General features: G+C 55.1%; 5 protein-coding genes. 2 read left to right on the plus strand and 3 right to left on the minus strand.

Annotated elements, in window-relative coordinates:
- Positions 1–427 precede the first annotated feature (427 nt).
- A complete protein-coding gene (locus VGC62_RS22555; RefSeq protein ID WP_331189294.1) occupies positions 428–1,708 on the minus strand; it encodes an MFS transporter in 1,281 nt (426 codons plus the stop codon).
- Positions 1,709–1,786: 78 nt separating this feature from the next.
- Positions 1,787–1,981, minus strand: a complete 195-nt coding sequence (locus tag VGC62_RS22560; RefSeq protein ID WP_331189295.1) for a hypothetical protein — start codon at positions 1,979–1,981, stop codon at positions 1,787–1,789.
- Between the two features lie 597 nt (positions 1,982–2,578).
- On the opposite strand from VGC62_RS22560, the gene VGC62_RS22565 reads away from it, so the two are divergent.
- Both VGC62_RS22565 and VGC62_RS22570 read left to right on the plus strand, forming a co-directional pair.
- A complete protein-coding gene (locus tag VGC62_RS22565) occupies positions 2,579–2,971 on the plus strand; it encodes a tautomerase family protein (protein WP_331189296.1) in 393 nt (130 codons plus the stop codon).
- A 73-nt stretch (positions 2,972–3,044) separates the two neighbouring features.
- Positions 3,045–3,254 carry a hypothetical protein gene (locus VGC62_RS22570; protein WP_331189297.1) on the plus strand — a complete coding sequence of 70 codons (210 nt, stop codon included), beginning with the start codon at positions 3,045–3,047 and terminating at the stop codon, positions 3,252–3,254.
- A 150-nt stretch (positions 3,255–3,404) separates the two neighbouring features.
- Here VGC62_RS22570 and VGC62_RS22575 read toward each other — a convergent pair whose 3' ends face one another.
- Complete coding sequence (locus VGC62_RS22575) at positions 3,405–4,379, minus strand: aliphatic sulfonate ABC transporter substrate-binding protein (RefSeq protein ID WP_331189298.1); 975 nt, start codon at positions 4,377–4,379, stop codon at positions 3,405–3,407.
- Positions 4,380–4,785 lie beyond the last annotated feature (406 nt).

The raw sequence follows: 4,785 nt of genomic DNA on the forward strand, positions 1-4,785 counted from the left end.
CACTGACAGGTAGACACTCTGTTCCCGGTCAAGCTTTCAACAGGTGTTTTTCGCTGAAAAGCTTGATCGTATCAACTGCTTCACCGCTGCGGATGTCTTCGATGTTGTAGGAGCGAACTTGTTCGCGAGGCGGCGTGTTGGGTCACAAAATAGATGATTCGGGACGCCAGCAATCGCTGGCAGAAAATCATCTTTTTTTGTGAGCCCACAGGCTCTAGTTCACAGAAAAGATGAGAAAGGCCTACTGAATTCACAAAATAGCTGCACCGCCGTCACCAACCCGGACATGCAGGAGCCCAGCCACTCATCACGATGATTTGGTACAGATAAAGGAAGGGGCGTTTTAGGTACCCGAGACGTCCCCAGTGCTGTCCAATTTCGGTGTCCAGGTTAAGGTCATTTTCGATTGCAAGCCACTACGCCTAGTTTATCGCGCTGCCGCTGTTTTCAGTTCCCACGGTTTAAAACTCAGCCATAACAACACCCCCGGTACCTGCAACGCAATCATCACTCCCAGCGACCACTGATAAGCCTCCACCGGGTGCCCTTGCCCAGTTGCCGGCCACAGGTTCAAAATTTCCCCCATCAACCATTGCAAGACGAACGCCAGCACGAATACCACCAGGTTAAATGACGAGCTGACCCGTCCGGCCAGTTCAGGCGATACCGACTGAGCTACGATCGCGTAGTTCATCGTGGTGGAGGTACCGAAGAAGCTGAAACCCATAGCAATCAGCAGCGGCGATACAGGTAGTCCGCTGATCATCAGTGATTGAAATACGATGAAGATCGAAACCCCGGTGCCGCACACCATGATTGGCTGCACGCCAAAGCGCCGCAGGTAGTCGGTGATCGAGCCGAAGGCCAGCGAGCCTGCCACCATCGCCACTGTGCCCCAGAGCAAGGTATTGGCCATGCTGGACTCGCTTAACTGGGCGACATCGCGTAGCCACGGTCCCATCCACAGCGACAGCACCGACATGTAGATCGCATGGGCAAACACCGAGTACAACGCCAATCGCCAGAATACCCACGAGGAATAAAGCGTCCCCACGGCCTTGGACATTTCGGCGAGAGTGGTGTGTTTGGATTTGTAGGTGCGCGGCACGCTGAGATGAATGACCACGCAGACGAACAAAGTCAGCAGCGCCAGAATCAAGAATGCTTCGCGCCATGAGATCCACTTGAGCAGTTCGTGCAATGGTGTGGTGGATGCCATTGCGCCCAAACCGCCTACAGATAACAGGCATGCCGTACTCAGCGGCAGGCGTTCGACAGGCAGCCAGATGGCGCACGCCTTGATCGCACTCATCAGTGAACCGGCAACACCCAGGCCGATTAGACCACGACCAATGATCAGGCCCAATTCCGTATGGGAGAAGCTGAAAATCAGCGAACCCAATACAGCGAACAGCAGCATGGGTGCCTGCACGCTGCGCGGACCGTAGCGGTCGAGCATGACGCCCAGTGGAATCTGCGCTGCGGCGAAAGTCAGAAAGTAAACGCCAGTCAGCAGGCCGAGGCTGCTGGCGGGCAGGCGCAGTTCCCGTTCCAGGTCCAGATAGATCAAGGCGTTGACCGTGCGAAACAAGTACGACACAAAATGCCCGAGGCCAAAGGGTATGAATATGGTCAAAAACAGATATAAAAACGTGTGTTTGACTTCCTGATCGGCCTTGGTGCAAGAGCCTGTACCCTCATCACTCATGTCGGAAGAGCCTCGCATGTGGAAAAGGTTGTGCGTATTTCACAGCAGAAGCTGCCCCGCTCTTCTTCGAGCCAAAGCTCATCGGGGCAAAGGTCCGAAAAAACTTGAGGTATCGTTCTTGGCACAGAAACGTTGTGCGTAACTCCAGCCCAAACGCAGCTTCTGCTTTTTGCGAGTATCGTTTATGAACAAGGCCTCAGCCACCGCTTCGTCATCCAGAAAATCGATCAGCCCTTGGCGGGCGTTCTCCAGATAGGCATCACACAACTGCACTGACCGCCAACACCTTTACTCACTCAATGATCTTGACGGATTCAGGAGATTGCACGACAGGCGCAGATCGCTCACCACCCATAGAACGCCGGGAGTTTAGGTGCCATTTATTTGAAATCAAGACAGCTTCTGGGGGCTCTCACCGAACTGGATCGGTGTCAAAGGCCGGGGCGCCATGGTGCGAAGGCTTAACAGTATCGAAGGCCGTAGGCCCGTGTCTGTAGGAAACTTCGGAAAGTTTCAACTCGACAGGTCACGGCAAGAGGGAGGCTCTGGTGTGCTCGGTTGCAGCGGGTATCATCGAATGGCATACATGCTACGGCAATCGTGTCAGAGGAGGTTCTGCCGGGCGGGATCGATCGGCAGCGGGTGTTTTCCAAGGTATACCCCTGCCGGACGTCAGGTGGGCCAGATGCACCCCGTCAGAATGGGGCCGCTTTCTGCATGTACTGACGCTTCGGCGTTAACCTCTATCAGGCGCCGACGCAAGTGATCACAGGCGTGATAAGGCGTTCGATGGCAGCGACAAAAGCGCTTGATGACTACAATCGTTGAGCCTAGTTTTAAGGCCTCTTTCCATCGCCTGGATTTTGCAAAATGCCATTAGCCCGAATCGACCTCGCCGCTGATACGCCAGCAGAACATGTCAGCGCTATCAGCGAAGTGGTGTACGACGCCATGATCAGCACTGCCAATGTGCCCGCTCACGATAAATTCCAGATCATCAACCGCCACGCCCGCGACGAATTGGTGTATCCGGCCGAGGGGTATCTTGGGATCGCCTATACACCTGGGATCGTCTTCGTCCAGATCACCTGGAACGCCGGACGCAGTATTGAGGTGAAGAAAGCGTTCTATAAAGCCATCGCTGAAGGCATCCATGCTCGAACCGGTATCAGCCAGCAAAACGTGTGGATCAGCCTGATTGACGTCAAGCGCGAAGACTGGTCATTTGGCAATGGCGAGATGCAGTACGCGCCCCAGGATTGATTGTTCTCGGACTCCGGGAAGCTGTGCAGGTGACGGCAATTCCCGATTTGCAAGATCGATAAGGAGAGATCCAATGTTCACCACATCGCAGAGCAGTGACCGACCTCTGGAAAAGCCCGGGTTAACGCAGGTAGAAGAGGAGAATAGCGAAGTCCTGGACGTTGATAATGATCCAGGTAACGAAGATCCCGGTTCGCAGTTCGACAGGGATGCGACGGTTCCACTGATTGCGCCTGACGACCCAGCCAGCGCTGATGCCTTGATCGATAAGGCGCGTGCATGAACCGCGAGCTGAGCCGGCGACCTGCCGGCTGTTGCCAGCCGGAATCGAGCGAGGGTTGCCCACGAAGGCGAGGGGGCAGGGTTGGCACTGACCGAATGGACTGCCCTTTTTAGCCTGGCTTCCACATAAGCGATTGAATAACAACCTTCCTTATGGCTTCCAGATGTCGACGTCCTTGGCATCCACCGCCTTGGGCAGCAAACCTGCTGCGAAAAAGGCATCGGCGATTTTTTGTTGCTCACCCAACTGGTCAGCTTTGACCGGTTCGACCTGGTAGCTGCGGTGGTTATTGGCGGCCTCGACTGTTTCCACATCAAGGTTGCCCCACAGCGGACCTAACACCTGAGCGGCGTCGCGTGGGTTGCTTTTGATCCAGGCGCCGGCTTTCTGCAACTGGGCGTAAACCCGTTTCAGCACCTCGGGATGTGCTTTCGCGTAGCGGGTGCTGGTCAGGTAATAGCGTTTATAGCTGGCAAGGCCGGTGCCGTCGGCCAGGGTGCGAGTCGGCAATTGACGCTGAACGCTGGTGAGGAAGGGTTCCCAGGTCACCCACGCATCGACTTTATTGTTCTCGAATGCAGCTCGACCGTCGGCGGGCGAGAGGTAAGCCGGCTGGATATCGGAGAACGCCAGCCCAGCCTTGTTCAGCGCCGCAATCAACAAATAATGCGTGCCGGCAGCTTTGGTCACGGCAATTTTCTTGCCTTTCAAATCCGACAGTTGCTGGATGGGCGAATCGTTGCGTACGACAATCGCCTGCGCGCTGGGTGACGGCGATTCCTCGGCGAAGTAGGTCAGCTTGGCTTGCGCGGCCTGGGCGAAAATCGGCACGGTGTCGGCCACGTCAGCGCTGATATCGACGTTGCCGATGTTCAACGCCTCAAGCAATGGCAAGCCACTTGAAAACTCATGCCAGGTGATGTCGATATCGTCCTGGCCAAGGACTTTTTCCAGCGTGCCTTGAGCCTTTAGCAGGGTGATCAGGGTTGATGACTTTTGATAACCGATGCGCACTGTTTCGCGGGCCTGCGCAGGCAACGCAAGGGTGCAGGCCAGCGCGGCGAGGATTGCCGCGAGCAATGGGCGGCGGATAACTTTCCCAACGCTGTGGGTTGAATTTGGCATGACAGGCTCGTGATCGGATTGGAGAGTGGCGGATGCCATGCTCGGGATCATAGAGTTCTAAAAAATATTATTTAAATACCTTCTGGCTATTAGCTTATGCATCGGCGCGTGTGGTCATCCACCGCTGTAGTAAGGGCGTAGCGACGGCCTCCTATAAGCGGCAAAGCTCTCGTCACTCACCCTTGCTTATGCCTAATTCAAATAATTTCAAACTTAAATATTCTTTTAAGGGATAAGTCAAATCGTGGATCATTCGTCTGCGTAAAGTCCTGAGTAAACGCTCTGGAACGCAGTTGTTACCCCTTCTTGAGGACTTGCAGGAGTTACCAATGAGCAATGCCCAAACCGCTGGCGCGCATGAGGCGCTATGGCGCCAGGCACCCGGCGGCGAGTTGCTGGACCTGGG

This window comes from Pseudomonas sp., assembly GCF_036404235.1.
Classification (GTDB): domain Bacteria; phylum Pseudomonadota; class Gammaproteobacteria; order Pseudomonadales; family Pseudomonadaceae; genus Aquipseudomonas.